This is a genomic window from Gilliamella sp. LMG 34361 (assembly GCF_984569075.1).
In genome coordinates, this window is the sequence record NZ_OZ474903.1 from 2,607,992 (window position 1) to 2,625,041 (window position 17,050).

A 17,050-nucleotide genomic window follows, 5' to 3' on the forward strand; every position below is an offset into this window, starting at 1 on the left:
AGTCAACAATGGTGGTATGAATGTCGAATTTAGCATCTAAATTATTTCCAAAATTTCTTCTTAGACGTCTTACCAATACCTGGATTAAAACTATTAGTTGGATCTAACTCATAATAGAAGTTTTTCAAATCTGAATTAGCATGATACAAATGACCAACATTATGTTCAGCTGGATATTGAGCACCACGCTGATCAAGTATCACCAACATCTCCTCTTCAACCTTGGCACAGTCAGTGCCCTTTTTAGCCAGATAGTCTTGATGGAACACCGAACAAAAAAAGTGACCATAATATAATTTATGAATAAAATGCTGACTAATATCTTCCGGTAAAGTCTCGAACCACTCTTTGTCATTACGCCGCAAAGCAATATCTAATGCCACTAAATCCTCGACGGTTTTCGTATGTATATTACGATAAACCGTAGCTGCGCCAGCGGTTGCAAAACGGTGCAACATAGCTGCTTGAGCTTCCTTATCATTACAACGGAAATAGCTTCCACTGCGCTTATTTGTTGGACTATTGGCAAAATAATCCTTTAAAAATGCCTCAGCTTCGGCAATACCATCGTCAGACATTTTCAAAATTAAATGGTGTTCATAACTGTCACGATAATCACGCATTGATTTAGGTAAATGGTTGGGTAACAACTTACAGACATTTACCGCAAACCAATCGGAAAAACTGCCAGAAAAAAAAGGGATTTTTTTCGCAATGCGATCAACCAAATTCTTAAACGCGTACAAACGAGGAATCATATCTGTTCCTAACTTCTTAATTGCTAGGAAAAGATGCTTACCATATACCGCCGCAATATCAAACGCATCACGATGAATATACTCACCAGAAATTGGTAGATTCTTAAAATTACCTAAAATATGACGACGAATATCATCAAGTTCACGAGTATTATTCGTTCCGATATAAAACACCGCAGTGTTTTCCTCTAAAGGAAACGTATCTAATCGCACCGCAAACACCATCAACCGACCAGCACTACCCGATGCTTCATAGTGACGAGCCGGATCAGCATTAAATCGTGCTGGCGTATCGGCGTCGATTTGCCGGACATGATCACAATAATGGTGATCATGCCCCAAACCCGCATTAGGATTAACATCTTTATCGGTATAAGCGCGTTTTTGCAGATTTTGTAAAATCGCATCTGGCCTATCGCCTAGTTCAATCCCTAAATGATTAACCAAATGCAACTCACCTTGCTCATTTAATTGAGCAAATAACGCCATTTGCGTATAAGCAGGACCTCTTTGAATTAACGCCCCACCAGAATTATTACAAACTCCACCCAAAACCGAAGCACCAATACAAGACGAACCGATCACAGAATGAGGTCCACGATGATATTTTTTTAGTTCTTTTTCTAGATGAAATAACGTACTACCCGGTAAACAAACTACCTGATCACCATTTTCTATCACTTGAATACCATCTAACCTACGGGTACTAACAATTACAATTGGCCGATCATAATCATTACCATCAGGCGTTGAACCGCCAGTTAACCCAGTATTAGCAGACTGCGTGATCACAATCACATCAGCCTCAACACAAGCTTTTAAAACTTGCCACTGCTCTAACAGTGTACCCGGAATAACAACTGCTAATGCATCCCCCACCCCAAAACGCGCACCTTGTCGATATGGTAAAGTACGACTTGCATCAGTTAAGGTATATTTATCACCAACAATATTTTTTAACTTCGCAACAAGGTCTGATGTACGATTCTCTGCCATTTTATGTTTCCTTATTTGGGTTATGGTTACACAAAAATTCAACCGTCACCGTCTATATTATAGCCAACTCAACTTATTGAAAAGAACCCATTACGCTTTACGGTGAGATAGATTAAAACTGACACAAAAAGCTAAAACCAATCTAAAATAAAAGATAACCATTAGCGTATTAAGCAGATTAAGGGGAAAAGAAGGTACTGATGAAGAGTAATCGTAGGTTTTCGAATTTCAATCCCTTTCTTTACTTTTTGTAACTTTTACATTCTTTTATGATTGTCTTCAATTATTGGTGGGGAAATTTGAGTTCAAAAACCCCGCTCCTCAACTTTTTTATTGATGATAAGAACGAAGTTAGATTTTGATATGACTAATTATAATGCTCTAAATGGTTACCTTCGGCAATAAAAGTAACAGTTTTATTACTCTAATATCTTCAATCTTCATTTTATATTGCTCCTTTAATATTCAGGTTTATACATCTAATACCATCCCTGTGATGGTGTCGGCTAGACTTCATTGTGCAATCTAACATTCCGCCAATACTGTCGGCTTACTCGCCTGCCTATCACAAAGCAACCATTCACTATTGGTTACTTTGTCGCTCCTGTCTATACCAATCATAGGTAATAAAAACTAAGGTGATACGCAAATACCATAGGACATGCCGCCGTTCCATACTTGACCGTCGTCCGGGTTGACTAGTACTCTTTCTTTCGTAAGATAATTTTTACTAGGATAGGCGTATTGATGGCCCTCAATAAAGTTGGCGTCAGCATAGCTTCGCATACGACCCCATTCAGTAAATAACCCTGCACCAATTCGACGCTGGTAATGATCACCCGGTGACGAAGGTGTAGCACCTATAGAACTTCCATTAACAGCGTTAGTTAAATCCGTAATGCTTGGAAGACGATAACCTATATTATTACACCATAATGTATGGTTATTAGATTCATAAAAACGTCCACGATTGACAAACCACTGCTTTAACTCAAAACCATACTTCACGACCGCCTGACCACTATTATCTCGTCCAACTAACTCAAACGTTTGCGGTAATGTGGGTTTATCTACCTGCTCAGAATTATTCTGAGCTAATTGCTCGCTTTTGGCAAAAGGTCCTGTTAGGGTAACGCGGACTTTTTCACCTGTAACATCCGGTGTCATAGTTACAGTGATACCCCCCTGTGTGATGGGGTCACCCCATTTTAAAGGACCGCTATTTTGTATCAACAAATCAAAATACAAATTATTAGCACCAGTAGTAGGGAAGTTTCGATGATAAGATGACGAATTGGTAGACTGAGGAATAAATCCGCTATAAACATCCCACTCTGAAGAAGGTCCTGCATATTTATCTTTACTATAGGTCATATCAGGCCTTGCAAAACAAACCCATGGCTCTCCTTCTGCTTTAGGTTTGATATAATAAGTTGCTCTACCCTCATCATAAGTGGTTCTATTTGGAACGCCACTACGAGTAGTAAGTATACGGTTACTCCCCGATACTCCTAGTTCAATTCTATAAGGTGCATTACAAATATTTAGTGTCTCGTTACGTGCTACACGATTATTATTCCTATCATAGATAGCTAAGGTAAAAGAAAAATTCCATCCTATTACAGAAAAATCACCATCGCCATCATTATCACCTGCATAATTATATGGTGGACGAATCAGTGTGCCAATCCCGACCCTATCTGCATTGATATCCGTTGGCATAAACGTACCAATATCGGCGAAAGTCTCTCCAGCATTAGGTAATTCGATAGGATTTGATGCACTTGAGTTATTTGTAGCTCGAGTGATGATAGTTCCATCGGATAGCGTTATCCCGAGTAATTCATCGGTATTAGTCGCACGTGTATAACCACCGTCGAAGGTTAAATATGGCGCGTGACCGTTGATAACATTACGTGTTTTAGCTGTTAATGCTTGACTGCAATAAGAAGTCAACATCAATAAAATAGATAATAAGGCTAAAATAACTTGCCGGAATAAAAGCCAGCCACGAATTAGTACTCCAGAAAGTCGGAAAATAGAGGAGAGATATTGAAGAGTACTACGAAAACTAGACCGATTTAAATTATAAGTTAGGCAGGTTTGGTGTTTGGTGTTTGGTGTTTAAAATTATAATGCATAGCGACAGCCTTGTCAAGTAATATTCTAATTTAATTCAATTTTTTCGCTATATCGGCAGTTCTCTAACCGATAAATTCACTTAAAAGTGTTTAAAAGTATATAGTTTAAACAACTTCATTCGCAACTGATTTTAATCGCTCAATTGTTAACTTTTGTAAAGAAAAGCGCGAAGTTAATCATTAAAGTAAATAATTAAAATGGAATGCCTACACTTTTTCATACTTAAGGCGTTATTAAATGCCATCGCGGTTAAATACGACAATATTGTACGCATAACCAAGGAAACGTTGTTTTTTTTCCGAGTAGCTTATCCCTTAAGTACAATTAGTGTATCCACTTCAATCTTCATTTTATATTGCTCCTTTAATACTCAGGTTTATACATCTAATACCACCCTTGCGGTAGTGTCGGCTAGACTTCATTGTGCAATCTAATATTAGTTCGCCAACACTGTTGGTTTATTCGCCTATCACAAATATTGGGTGCTTCGTTGTTCTTATCTCCCCCCCAACCTTTACGATTTAAGCGCTAAGAAGAATTAAGGATAGGCACAAATTAAATATACAGAATAATCGAGAGGTAAATAGCGGATCGCACCATCATTAGGATTCACTTTCGAACTAGTATCACTACTACTACTACTATTAGCCGCAGCCCCATATCCACCACTTTCGTCACTATATGCATACACAAAATTTGCACCAACATAGGTTGACATAACGCCCCATTCAGTAAATAGCCCTGCACCAATTCGACGCTGGTAATAATTACCCGGTGACGAAGGTGTAGCACCACGTCCACCTGCGTTAGTTAAATCCGCAAATATTGGATAACGATAACCATTCCCATTACATATTTTTCTGAGGGTACTAAAGCCAAATGACTTCTTCCCTCCATTAAAAAACCACTGCTTTAACTCAAAACCATACTTCACGACCGCCTGACCACTATTATCTCGTCCAACTAACTCAAACGTTTGCGGTAATGTGGGTTTATCTACCTGCTTAGAAGGATTTACTACTAATTGTTCGGGTTCGGTTACAGGTCCTGTTAGTGTAACGCGGACTGTTTCACCTGTAACATCCGGTGTCATAGTTACAGTGATACCCCCCTGTGTGATGGGGTCACCCCATTTTAAAGGACCGCTATTTTGTATCAACAAATCAAAATACAAATTATTAGCACCAGTAGTAGGGAAGTTTCGATGATAAGATGACGAATTGGTAGACTGAGGAATAAATCCGCTATAAGCATTCCACTCTGAAGAAGGTCCTGCATATCTACCTTTACTATAGTCCATATTAGGCTTTGCAAAACAGACCCTTGGTCCTTCTTCTCCTTTAGGTTTGATATAATAAGTTGCAGTACCACTATTATAAACGGTTTTATTTGGAACGCCATTTCGAGTAATAAGTGAAGTGCCGCCCCACCCTATACCTGCTCTGAGTTCAACTCTATAAGGTGCATCACAAATATTTAGTGTCTCGTTACGTGCTACTACACGATTATTATTCCTATCATAAATAGTAAAATAAAAAACCCCTCCTCCTATTGAAAAATCACCATCACCATCATCATCACCTGCATAATTATATGGTGGACTAATCAGTGTACTCATACTGACATTGTAGCCATTAATATCCGTTGGCATAAATGTACCAATATCGGCGAAAGTCTCTCCGGCATTAGGCAACTCGATAGGATTTGATGCACTTGAGTTATTTGTAGCGCGAGTGATGATAGTTCCATCGGATAGCGTTATCCCGAGTAATTCATCGGTATTAGTCGCACGCGTATAACCACCGTCGAAGGTTAAATATGGTGCGTGACCGTTAATAACATTTCGTGTTTTAGCTGTTAATGCTTGACTGCAATAAGAAGTCAACATCAATAAAATAGGTAATAAGGCTAAAATAATTTGCCGGAATGGAAACCAGCCACGAATTAGTACCCCAGAAAGTCGGAAAACAGAGGAGAGATATTGAAGAGTACTACGAAAACTAGACCGATTTAAATTATAAGTTGGGCAGGTTTGGTGTTTGGTGTTTGGTGTTCAAAATTATAATGCATAGCGACAGCCTTGTCAAGTAATATTCTAATTTAATTCAACTTTTTCGCTATATCGGCAGTTCCCTAACCGATAAATTCACTTAAAAAGTGTTTAAAATTATATAGTTTAAACAACCCTCTTCGCAACTGATTTTAATCGCTCAATTGTTAACTTTTGTAAAGAAAAGCGCGAAACTAATTATTAAAGTAAATAATTAAAATGGAATGTCTACACTTTTCATACTTAAGGCGTTATTAAATGCCATTGCTGTCAAATACGACAATATTGTACGCATAAGCAAGGAAACGTTGTTTTCTTTTTTCAGAGTAGCTTATTCCTTAAGTACAATTAGTGCAGCCTATCCACTTCAATCTTCATTTTATATTGCTCCTTTAATATTCAGGTTTATGCTTTTAATACCACCCCTACGATAGGGTCGGCTAGACTTCATTGTGCAATCTAACATTCCGCCAACACTGTCGGCTTACTCGCCTGCCTATCACAAAGCAACCATTCACTATTGGTTAATTTGTTGTTCCTGTCTATATCAATCATAGGTAATACCAAACCTGCCTAACTTATAATTTAAATAGGTCTAGTTTTAAAAACTAGGGTGATACACAAACACCATAGGCGGACGAAATGGTGCTCGATACGACACCGTCGTTCGGGTTGACTACTACTCTGTTACCTTCGTTCGTAAAGTAATATCCTCCGCTGGGGTAGGTATAGCTCTTAAAGTTGGCGCCAGCATAGGTTGACATAACACCCCATTCAGTAAATAACCCTGCACCAATTCGACGCTGGTAATGATTACCCGGTGACGAAGGTGTAGCGCCTATATAACCTCTACCAACAGCGTTAGTTAAATCCGCAATGCTTGAAAGACGATAACCTATATTATTACACCATAATATATGGTTATTAATATCAGATTCATAAACATTTCCACGATTAACAAACCACTGCTTTAACTCAAAACCATACTTCACGACCGCCTGACCACTATTATCTCGTCCAACTAACTCAAACGTTTGCGGTAATGTGGGTTTATCTACCTGCTCAGAATTATTCTGAGCTAATTGCTTGGCTACAGGTCCTGTTAGGGTAACGCGGACTTTTTCACCTGTAACATCCGGTGTCATAGTTACAGTGATACCCCCCTGTGTGATGGGGTCACCCCAATTTAAAGGACCGCTATTTTGTATCAACAAATCAAAATACAAATTATTAGCGCCAGTAGTAGGGAAGTTTCGATGATAAGATGACGAATTGGTAGACTGAGGAATAAACCCGCTATAAGCACTCCACTCTGAAGAAGGCCCTGCATATTTATCTTTACTATTGGTCATATCAGGCTTTGCAAAACAGACCCTTGGTCCTTCTTCTCCTTTGGGTTTGATATAATAAGTTGCTCTACCCTCATCATAAGTGGTTCTATTTGGAACGCCACTACGAGTAGTAAGTATACGGTTACCCCGGTTATCCACCGATACGCTTAGTCCAATTCTATAAGGTGCATTACAAATATTTAGTGCCTCGTTACGTGCTACACGATGATTATTCCTATCATAAATAGTAAAATAAAAACTCGCTCCTCCTATTGAAAAATCACCATCGCCATCATCATCACCTGCATAATTATATGGTGGACGAATCAGTGTGCCAATCCCGACCCTATCTGCATTGATATCCGTTGGCATAAATGTACCAATATCGGCGAAAGTCTCTCCGGCATTAGGTAACTCGATAGGATTTGATGCACTTGAGTTATTTGTAGCTCGAGTGATGATAGTTCCATCGGATAGCGTTATCCCGAGTAATTCATCGGTATTAGTCGCGCGCGTATGACCGCCGTCGAAGGTTAAATATGGTGCGTGACCGTTAATAACATTACGTGTTTTAGCTGTTAATGCTTGACTGTAATAAGAAGTCAACATCAATAAAATAGATAATAAGGCTAAAATAACTTGCCGGAATGGAAACCAGCCACGAATTGATACCCCAAAAAATCGGAAAATAGAGGAGAGATATTGAAGAGTACTACGAAAATTAGACCGATTTAAATTATAAGTTGGGCATGTTTGGTGTTTGGTGTTTGGTGTTCAAAATTATAATGCATAGCGACAGCCTTGTCAAGTAATATTCTAATTTAATTCAATTTTTTCGCTATATCGGCAGTTCTCTAACCGATAAATTCACTTAAAAGTGTTTAAAAGTATATAGTTTAAACAACTTCATTCGCAACTGATTTTAATCGCTCAATTGTTAACTTTTGTAAAGAAAAGCACGAAATTAATCATTAAAGTAAATAATTAAAATGGAATGCCTACACTTTTTCATACTTAAGGCGTTATTAAATGCCATCGATATCAAATACGACAATATTGTACGCATAACCAAGGAAACGTTGTTTTCTTTTTTCAGAGTAGCCTATTCCTTAAGTACAATTAGTGCAGCCTATCCACTTCAATCTTCATTTTATATTGCTCCTTTAATATTCAGGTTTATGCATCTAATACCTCCCCGCGATAGTGTCGGCTAGACTTCATTGTGCAATCTAAAATTCCGCCAATACTGTCGGCTTACTCGCCTGCCTATCACAAAGCAACCATTCACTATTGGTTACTTTGTTGCCCCTGTCTCTACCAATCATAGGTAATAAAAACTAAGGTGATACGCAAACACCATAGGAGTAGCTCGAACGATCTAAGTTCCCACCGCCTTGGTTGACTCCTATACCGTCTTTCGTAAAGTAATAACCTTCTTTATTGGAGGAGTATTCGTACTTAAAGTTGGCGCCAGCATAGTTTGACATAACGCCCCATTCAGTAAATAGCCCTGCACCAATTCGACGCTGGTAATAATTACCCGGTGACGAAGGTGTAGCACCGATATAACTTCCTCTAACAGCGTTAGTTAAATCCGCAATGCTTGAAAGACGATAACCTATATTATTACACCATAATGCATGATGGCCAATAATACCCATACGATTGACAAACCACTGCTTTAACTCAAAACCATATTTCACGACCGCCTGACCACTATTATCTCGTCCAACTAACTCAAACGTTTGCGGTAATGTGGGTTTATCTACCTGCTCAGAATTATTCTGAGCTAATTGCTCGCGTTTGGCAAAAGGTCCTGTTAGGGTAACGCGGACTTTTTCACCTGTAACATCCGGTGTCATAGTTACAGTGATACCCCCCTGTGTGATGGAGTCACCCCAATTTAAAGGACCACTATTTACTATCAATAAATCAAAATACAAATTATTAGCACCAGTAGTAGGGAAGTTTCGATGATAAGATGACGAATTGGTAGACTGAGGAATAAACCCTCTATAAACATCCCACTCTGAAGAAGGCCCTGCATGTCCATTTTTACTATGGGTCATATCAGGCTTTACAAAACAGACCCTTGGTCCTTCTTCTCCTTTAGGTTTGATATAATAATCTGCTCTGCCTGTACCATAAAAAGTTCTATTAGGAACGCCATTACGAGTAGTAAGTACATGTCCTATCGAAAGGTGCGAACTTGTACTGAGTTCAACTCTATAAGGTGCATTACAAATATTTAGTGTCTCGTTACGTGCTACACGATGATTATTCCTATCATAAATTTTTAAGTTAAAAGAAAAACTGTCTATTTTATTATTATTACCATTAAGTAGGACAAAATTACCATCGCCATCATCATCAGCCCCATAGTTATATGGTGGACTAATCAGTGCTTTAATATCGACCCCATCGTTATTAATATCCGTTGGCATAAACGTACCAATATCGGCGAAAGTCTCTCCGGCATTAGGTAATTCGATAGGATTTGATGCACTTGAGTTATTTGTTGCGCGAGTGATGATAGTTCCATCGGATAGCGTTATCCCGAGTAATTCATCGGTATTAGTCGCGCGCGTATGACCGCCGTCGAAGGTTAAATATGGTGCGTGACCGTTAATAACATTTCGTGTTTTAGCTGTTAATGCTTGACTGCAATAAGAAGTCAACATCAATAAAATAGGTAATAAGGCTAAAATAATTTGCCGGAATGGAAACCAGCCACGAATTAGTACCCCAGAAAGTCGAAAAACAGAGGAGAGATATTGAAGATTACTACGAAAACTAGACCGATTTAAATTATAAGTTGGGCATGTTTGGTGTTTGGTGTTTGGTGTTCAAAATTATAATGCATAGCGACAGCCTTGTCAAGTAATATTCTAATTTAATTCAATTTTTTCACTATATCGGCAGTTCCCTAACCGATAAATTCACTTAAAAGCGTTCAAAATTATATAGTTTAAACACCCTCCTTCGCAACTGATTTTAATCGCTCAATTGTTAACTTTTGTAAAGAGAAACGCCAAACTAATTATTAAAGTAAATAATTAAAAATAATGTTAACTAGAAAATAGTTCTATTTTTAAACCTTAAAATACCAATTTCAATGGGACATTTAAAAACTCGATGTACGTTTTGAGTAGTGAAAACAATGGTACTTTTTAGATGACTATACAATTTTACTATTGATAACCATTAAAAGTGCATATTGACAACAGGTTTAATCGGTTTTAATCGTCTAAAAATCCCCTTTCCTCACATTTTACTATTTGGGTCACGGCATTGAGATATGCTATTTTCAAATCGATTTTCAAAAAATATGTTATACTAGACTTTATTTAAAAGAGTAGAGAGTTTATTTTGCAACAATCATTACAAGATTTTATTATTGATAAAATTGATGATCTAAAAGGCAAGGATATTGTTACCCTTGATGTACGTAATAAGTCAAGTATTACCGATTATATGATTATTTGTACCGGTACTTCAAATCGTCATGTTTCGTCAATTGCTGGCCATCTGTTTGATGAGGCTAAGAAACAAGGTCATTTGGTATTAGGTATTGAAGGCCAAAATGATGCTGATTGGATTGTAGTTGATATGGATTCTGTAATTGTTCATATCATGCAAGAAGAGAGCCGACAATTATACGAACTTGAGAAGCTTTGGGGTTAGTCAAGTGAAAATACAGCTTATTGCTGTTGGCAACAAGATGCCAAGTTGGGTGACTACCGCTTTTGATGATTATCAATCTCGCTTTCCCAAAGATATGCCTTTAGAACTCATTGAAATCCCCGCAGGAAGACGGACTAAGAATGCCGATATTACTCGAATTTTAGATAAAGAAGGCGAGCAGATGCTAACGGTTTGTGGTAAGGGTAATCGCATTGTAACGTTGGATATCCCTGGTAAGCCTTATACAACTCATGATTTAGCTAAACAGTTAGAACGTTGGAAAACTGATGGTCGTGATGTTAGTTTGTTAATTGGTGGGCCTGAAGGGTTGTCCCCTGCTTGCAAAGCGGCTGCTGAACAGAGTTGGTCGTTATCACCCTTGACACTTCCGCATCCATTAGTACGCGTAATTGTATCTGAAAGTCTTTATCGTGCATGGAGTTTAACAACTAATCATCCTTATCATCGTGAATAGGTTGGATATTTGAATGTGTATTTTAGATTTGCAAATTGCTACCGAACAGCAAGATAATCTGCCAAGTGAGCAACAAATTATGCAGTGGTTAGAGGTAATATTACCACAGTTTGTGGATAAAGCTGAAATCACTATTCGGATTGTTGATAAGGATGAGAGTCAATATCTTAATCACACTTATCGCAATAAAGATAAACCAACAAATGTGTTGTCGTTTCCGTTTGAATCGCCAATTGAGATTGATGTTCCATTACTTGGTGATTTGGTGATTTGTAAACAAGTGGTTGAAACAGAAGCAAGCGAGCAACATAAGCCATTAACATCACATTGGGCACATATGATCGTGCATGGTTGTTTGCATTTATTAGGATATGATCATATTCTTGACGAAGAAGCCGAAGAAATGGAAAATATCGAAATCGATATAATGGCACAATTAGGATTTGATAATCCTTATTTATTAATTGATTAAGTAAACGTTTTTCAATAGTCTGTTTGATATTGAAATGATAAGAATAAATCTAAACTACGTTTGATAATTAGAAAGGAAGAGAGCAAATGAGTGATGATAATCACCGGAGGCCCAAAAAAGGGTTTACATTATGGTTAAGTCAATTATTCAATTCAGAACCAAAAGATAAAGATGAATTGATTAAAGTGATTCGCGAAGCAGAAGAAAACGAGCTTATTGATCCTGATACGCTCGACATGATTGAAGGCGTAATGGATATAGCCGATCAACGCGTTCGCGATATCATGATCCCCCGCTCTCAAATCGTAACAATCAAAGATAATTTTACCCTTGATGAATGTTTAGATATTATTTCTGAATATGGCCATTCACGTTATCCGGTTATTAGTGAAGATAGAGACCACATTGAAGGAGTGCTTTTAGCTAAGGACTTACTGATTTATATTCGACAAGGTGTTAGCGATTTTGATTTAAAGAATATCCTAAGACCAACGGTTGTAGTTCCTGAAAGTAAACGCGTTGATCATATGTTAAAAGAGTTTCGTATGCAGCGCTATCATATGGCGATGGCCATTGATGAGTTCGGAGGTGTTTCGGGCTTGGTGACGATTGAAGATATTTTAGAGCTTATTGTCGGTGATATCGAAGATGAATACGATGAGGTTGAAGATCGGAATATTCGCCGTTTATCACCGTCTATTTATTCCGTCCGCGCTCTTACGCCTGTTGAAGATTTTAATGAGATTTTTGGTACCTCATTTAGTGATGATGAAATGGATACTATCGGCGGTTTGGTGATGCAACATTTTGGACGATTACCAATTCGTGGCGAGACGATTTCTATCGATGGTTATCAGTTTAAGGTAACCATTGTTGATCGTAGACGAATTATTCAATTACATGTCACGATCCCTGAAGATGCAGCAGTACCTAATTTAGAGCATCAAGAAAATGCTTAAACAAATTGTATTAAGTCTACTTTTTGGTGCAGTTGCGGTATTTAGTTACTCACCCTTTCACATTTGGCCACTTGCCTTTGTATCATTTGCAGGTTTTTTATGGTTAATTGCTGATAAATCAAAAAAACAAGCCTTGTTGATTGGCTTTAGCTGGGGCATTGGTTACTTTTTGGCTGGCGTTCATTGGGTTTATATTAGTATTAAGCAGTATGGTGAAGTACCAACATCTGTCGCTATTATTATTTTAGGGCTGTTAATCGCCTATTTAGCGCTATATCCAATGCTATTTGCTTGGTTATTGAGAGCCAGTGATCGCATTTCGACTAGATTTTCGATAAGACAGCTTGTTTTGCTAGCGCCGATTTTGTGGCAAGTTACCGAATTTTTACGAGGTTATATTTTAACAGGTTTTGCTTGGTTAGAATTAGGATATAGTCAACTTGATAGTCCTTTACGCGGTTATTTCCCTCTCGTAGGAATTAACGGGGTGACATTAATGCTGACGATGTGTTGTGGACTGTGTGTTTATTGTTTGTACAACATCAAACGTTTTGCGTTTAAAAAGCACACATTTGGTGCAATTATCGCACTGTTTGCGATCGTTGTTGCACCAATTTCATTCAATTTAATTAATTGGACTACCATTGATCACTCACGCTCTGCTCATTTTACGTTGATTCAAGGCAATATTTTGCAATCAATTCGCTGGACTACCGAACAGTTGAACAAGACTTTACAAATTTATGCTTCATTAACTGAAAAGAACTTGGGCAAAGATAATATTATTATATGGTCTGAAGCCAGTATTACTGATTATGAGATAAATCAACAACCCTTTTTACAGTATTTAGATAATGAGGCAAGAGCTAATGGTAGTGAAATTGCGGTCGGTGTTCTCGATTATCGTATTGGGGATAATGGTTATCAAACTAATCCAGATATTTATAATACGCTGCTAGTTTTAGGTGAAAAGACACCATATCAATACCCTAATGCCAATCGATATCAAAAGCATCATTTAGTTCCTTTTGGAGAGTTTACCCCTTTTCAATCTTTGTTAGATCCCATTGCAGATGTGCTTGATATTCCTATGTCGTCATTGCAAGCCGGAGCAGAAAAGCAACCTCGACTTACGATGAAAGGGTTTAAGTTTACTACTGCAATTTGTTATGAAGTAATTCTATCTAATTTAATGCTGAAGAATTTTGCCCCTGATACGGATTTTTTATTAACCGTTTCTAATGATGCTTGGTTTGGTAATAGTATTGGACCAAAACAACATTTGCAAATGGCTCAAGCTAGAGCATTAGAGTTTGGTCGTCCAATGATTCGTAGTACTAATACAGGGATTACGGCGATCATTGATCATCATGGTCATGTCATTGAGCAGTTACCACAATTTCAAACCAAGGTTTTGAATTATACCTTGTCACCAACTGTCGGCTTAACCCCTTATGCTAGATTTGGGGAATTGCCTTATTATCTTATAATATCATTACTATTTATTTTGCTTTTTGTAAAAAAACGTCCCTAATCAAATTTTTGGCACAGATATTGCTTGTATATTATTGAAATTCAAAAAAATATCTATGTTAAAATTTCGTAAAAGTCTAGACAAATCTAGGCCGTAGCTTATCCTTTTAATCGATAAATATACAGTAAAAAGTACTTTTATAATGAAAAATAAGTTATAATATACCCCCTTTGTAAAAATATTAAATTTATTTAATATGATACAAATTAAACAGTAGGAGATGAGTATGAACAAAAAGACAAAATTATTAGTGTTATCATTAGCAATGCTTGGCCTAATGAGTGGTACCGCTGTTGCTGAAGAATTAAGTGGTACATTAGCCAAAATTAAAGATAGTGGTGTGATTGTTGTTGGTCATCGTGAATCTTCGATTCCATTTTCCTACTATAATGAAAAACAAGAAGTTGTCGGCTATTCACAAGATTATTCTAATTTAATAGTAGATGCTGTTAAAAAAGAGTTAAATATGCCGGATCTTAAAGTTAAATATTTACCGGTCACTTCTAAGACTCGTATACAATTACTTAATAACCACACTTATGATTTTGAATGTGGTTCAACAACAAACAATCTAGAACGTCAAAAAGTTGTTGATTTTTCAGATACTATTTTTATTGTAGGTACTCGATTCTTAGTTAAAGCGGACAGCAATATCAATAGTATTAACGATTTAAAAGGTAAAAATGTGGTGACTACTGCTGGTACAACGTCTGAAGTACGCCTAAATCAAATTAATAATCGTGATGGATTGAAAATTCGAATTATCGCGCCTACCGATCATGGCAATGCTTTTAAATCACTTGAAACTGGTCGTGCTTCAGCATTCCTTATGGATGACGCATTATTAGCGGGTGAACGTTCTAGAGCAATTAATCCAGCAGAATGGAAAATTATTGGCGAACCTTTATCCTATGAATCTTATGGCTGTATGTTAAGAAAAGGCGATACCCAATTTAAACAATTAATTGATAAAACCATTGCTAATGCACAAACATCAGGTAAAGCATTAGAATCATATAATCGTTGGTTCACACAACCTGTTCCACCTAGTGGGGTAAACCTAGAACTTGAAATTTCGCCGAAAATGGTCGAGCTTTTCGCGAATCCTAATGACAAAGCTTTAGATTAATAATCTATTAACTTACTAATCAACATACTGAATGTTAAACGCATTCAGTATAAACCAAATAAAAAATACATAAATTATGACTTTTAATTGGACTTTATTTTTTCAATCAACACCTTACGGTGATGGGATTTACTTTAATTGGCTATTGAATAGTGCCATGCTTACGCTTTCACTGGCTGCTACTGCTTGGATTATTGCTTTTATTCTAGGTTCAGTAGTTGGCATAATGAGAACTGTCGATAGCAAAATTTTGAATAGATTAGCTATTGGTTACATTGAACTTTTCCGTAATATACCATTATTTGTTCAAATGTTCATTTGGTATACAATCATGCCATTATTTTTAACGGGCAGCTTTAAGGAATGGTTTATACAAGAACTAGATCCTGATATTCAAACTTTTATATTGGTTTCTATTGCTTTAGGTTTATTTACCTCTGCACGAATTGCCGAGCAAGTTAGAACTGGAATTCAAACTTTACCAATAGGTCAAAGATATGCGGCTACTGCATTAGGGTTATCTAAATTTCAAACTTATAGATATATTCTTTTACCTAATGCCTATCGAAAAATAGTGCCTACTTTAACATCAGAGATGACCAATATTATAAAAAATTCATCTATTGCCTCCCAATTTGGAGGATTAAGAGAACTTGTCGGGTTAATTACATCAATGAATGATCAAACAAATAGTATCATTGAAATATTATGTGTTATAACAATAACTTATATGATTATCAATTATTCGGTTATTACGATTATGCGTTTTGTAGAAAAGAAAACACGTTTACCTAATATGATGAGTGGAGGTTAATTATGCAATTGTTTCAATGGATTGCTGATATACCTACACTTGTAATGAATAATTATCCTATATTATTACAAGGATTATGGTTAACAGTTCGAATCACATTTACAGCTATTGTAGTTGGCATTATATGGGGTACATTCTTAGCTTTGATGCGTTTATCCAATAATAAAATATTGAATAGTTTCGCAAAAATATATGTAACCACATTTCGTTCAATACCTTTATTATTGGTATTGATGTGGTTTTACTTTGCATTACCACAAATGATCAAACACCTATTTCATTTAGGACCAGATGCGGATATAGGAACAAGCTGTGCAATAATAGCTTTTACATTATTTGAAGCCGCTTATTACTCTGAAATTATTCGAGCAGGGATTAACGCTGTTAGCAAAGGACAATATCATGCCGCCTCTGCATTGGGAATGACAAGAAGCCAATCTATGCGTCTGATTATTTTACCCCAAGCGTTTAGAGCCATGGTTCCATTATTGCTAACTCAAGGCATTATTTTATTCCAAGACACGGCATTAGTTTCAACAATTGGTTTAGTTGATTTACTTGGTGCAGCAGTTAAGAGAATTGGTGAGAACATGGGTTCAACAGCTGAATACTCAATGATAATTTTCGTGGCTATAACCTATTTCATTATCTGTTTTGGAACTCCACGTTTAATTCGTAAAATAAGTTATTTTAAGAAGGGCTAAAA

13 protein-coding genes are annotated in these 17,050 nt (G+C 37.0%); 8 read left to right on the forward strand and 5 right to left on the reverse strand.

Annotation, left to right across the window (positions count from 1 at the left end; translation table 11 throughout):
- Positions 1 to 41 precede the first annotated feature (41 nt).
- The 5 genes from dld to AC5LXI_RS12240 all read right to left on the reverse strand — a co-directional run bounded on the left by dld (position 42) and on the right by AC5LXI_RS12240 (position 9,958).
- Positions 42 to 1,754 (reverse strand): D-lactate dehydrogenase, encoded by a 1,713-nt coding sequence (gene dld / locus AC5LXI_RS12220; RefSeq protein WP_493442583.1) that lies wholly within the window; start codon positions 1,752 to 1,754, stop codon positions 42 to 44.
- Positions 1,755 to 2,387: 633 nt separating this feature from the next.
- Positions 2,388 to 3,713, reverse strand: a complete 1,326-nt coding sequence (locus AC5LXI_RS12225) for a hypothetical protein (protein ID WP_493442584.1) — start codon at positions 3,711 to 3,713, stop codon at positions 2,388 to 2,390.
- A gap of 721 nt (positions 3,714 to 4,434) precedes the next feature.
- Positions 4,435 to 5,784 (reverse strand): hypothetical protein, encoded by a 1,350-nt coding sequence (locus AC5LXI_RS12230; protein WP_493442585.1) that lies wholly within the window; start codon positions 5,782 to 5,784, stop codon positions 4,435 to 4,437.
- A gap of 770 nt (positions 5,785 to 6,554) precedes the next feature.
- Positions 6,555 to 7,886: a hypothetical protein gene (locus AC5LXI_RS12235; RefSeq protein WP_493442586.1), complete on the reverse strand. Its 1,332-nt coding sequence runs from the start codon at positions 7,884 to 7,886 to the stop codon at positions 6,555 to 6,557.
- A gap of 728 nt (positions 7,887 to 8,614) precedes the next feature.
- Positions 8,615 to 9,958 (reverse strand): hypothetical protein, encoded by a 1,344-nt coding sequence (locus AC5LXI_RS12240; RefSeq protein ID WP_493442587.1) that lies wholly within the window; start codon positions 9,956 to 9,958, stop codon positions 8,615 to 8,617.
- A gap of 685 nt (positions 9,959 to 10,643) precedes the next feature.
- Between AC5LXI_RS12240 and rsfS the strand changes: the two genes are divergently transcribed.
- The 8 genes from rsfS (at position 10,644) to AC5LXI_RS12280 (ending at position 17,048) form a co-directional block, all read left to right on the forward strand.
- Positions 10,644 to 10,961 (forward strand): ribosome silencing factor, encoded by a 318-nt coding sequence (gene rsfS / locus AC5LXI_RS12245; protein ID WP_493444304.1) that lies wholly within the window; start codon positions 10,644 to 10,646, stop codon positions 10,959 to 10,961.
- Positions 10,962 to 10,965: 4 nt separating this feature from the next.
- Entirely contained in the window at positions 10,966 to 11,436 is a 471-nt protein-coding gene (gene rlmH, locus AC5LXI_RS12250; protein WP_493442588.1) for a 23S rRNA (pseudouridine(1915)-N(3))-methyltransferase RlmH, read from the forward strand.
- Positions 11,437 to 11,449: 13 nt separating this feature from the next.
- Positions 11,450 to 11,908 carry an rRNA maturation RNase YbeY gene (gene ybeY / locus AC5LXI_RS12255; protein ID WP_493442589.1) on the forward strand — a complete coding sequence of 153 codons (459 nt, stop codon included), beginning with the start codon at positions 11,450 to 11,452 and terminating at the stop codon, positions 11,906 to 11,908.
- A gap of 86 nt (positions 11,909 to 11,994) precedes the next feature.
- Entirely contained in the window at positions 11,995 to 12,867 is an 873-nt protein-coding gene (corC, locus tag AC5LXI_RS12260) for a CNNM family magnesium/cobalt transport protein CorC (RefSeq protein ID WP_493442590.1), read from the forward strand.
- Positions 12,860 to 14,401 carry an apolipoprotein N-acyltransferase gene (gene lnt, locus AC5LXI_RS12265; RefSeq protein WP_493442591.1) on the forward strand — a complete coding sequence of 514 codons (1,542 nt, stop codon included), beginning with the start codon at positions 12,860 to 12,862 and terminating at the stop codon, positions 14,399 to 14,401. Before corC ends, lnt begins: the two co-directional genes overlap by 8 nt.
- Positions 14,402 to 14,621: 220 nt before the next feature.
- Positions 14,622 to 15,530 carry a glutamate/aspartate ABC transporter substrate-binding protein gene (locus AC5LXI_RS12270; RefSeq protein WP_493442592.1) on the forward strand — a complete coding sequence of 303 codons (909 nt, stop codon included), beginning with the start codon at positions 14,622 to 14,624 and terminating at the stop codon, positions 15,528 to 15,530.
- 76 nt (positions 15,531 to 15,606) lie between these two features.
- The gene (locus AC5LXI_RS12275; RefSeq protein ID WP_493442593.1) at positions 15,607 to 16,344 is read left to right on the forward strand and encodes an amino acid ABC transporter permease; all 738 of its coding nucleotides are present in this window, start codon (positions 15,607 to 15,609) and stop codon (positions 16,342 to 16,344) included.
- A gap of 2 nt (positions 16,345 to 16,346) precedes the next feature.
- Entirely contained in the window at positions 16,347 to 17,048 is a 702-nt protein-coding gene (locus AC5LXI_RS12280; RefSeq protein WP_493442594.1) for an ABC transporter permease subunit, read from the forward strand.
- Positions 17,049 to 17,050 lie beyond the last annotated feature (2 nt).